Source organism: Oleiphilus sp. HI0066 (assembly GCF_001635725.1).
Map to the genome: position 1 here is coordinate 1 of NZ_LWFH01001797.1, position 801 is coordinate 801.

Genomic DNA, 801 nt, shown 5'->3' on the forward strand with positions numbered 1-801 from the left:
CGCCAGTGACTTGAGAGTACTTTCTCAAGAAATTGCGAAAAACTCGACGGAAGCTGCATCTGGTAAAGAAGAAGCTTTCGCGCAGTTAAAGCGCTCGCGTGAAGATTTTGAAAAGCTACTTGGATATATCGTCAATGGTAATCCAGAGACTGGCTTGCCGGCATCCGTTCTACCTATCGAGACGGGCGTAACGGCGCGTTGGGAGAATGTGCGTTCCAATGCTGACCGTATTCTTGAAAACCAAGACACCGTTCTTAGCCTTCACCAGATCGCGCAAACTCTAAACGACACCATCCCTGAACTTCAGGTGGAGTATGAGGACGTTGTATCGATTCTTCTTGATGGTGATGCTCCAGCCGACCAAATCTCCGTAGCTGAACGTCAATCTCTACGTGCTGAACGTATTGTTCGAAGTGTAAATAACATTCTATCCGGTGATGAGGATGCTGCGATTGCAGCGAATCGTTTTGGTCAAGATGCGCGCTTGTTTGGTCGTGTTATGAACTCGATGTTCGATGGCAATGAGGCCATGGAAATTTCGCAAGTGACAGATGAAGACGCGATTTATGGTCTAGAAGCGATTGCCGAGTTGTTCGAGTATGTTGATAGTAACGTACAAGCAATTCTTGAAACTTCCCCTGAGTTATTCAAGGTGCGTAAAGCGGCTAACTTAATCTTTGAAGATTCTATTGCGCTACTTGATGAAACGTACGCTCTATCCAATAGCGTGCAAAGCCAAGCCGATGGCCGCTTCTTCAGTGCTGCCCTTGCCTACTTTATTTTGGCTCTAATTATTGCGTT

1 protein-coding gene is annotated in these 801 nt (G+C 46.3%); it reads left to right on the forward strand.

What is annotated here, in order from left to right; genetic code table 11:
- The coding region (locus A3738_RS27905) for a type IV pili methyl-accepting chemotaxis transducer N-terminal domain-containing protein (RefSeq protein WP_197474097.1) at positions 1-801 on the forward strand (801 nt) is incomplete at both ends.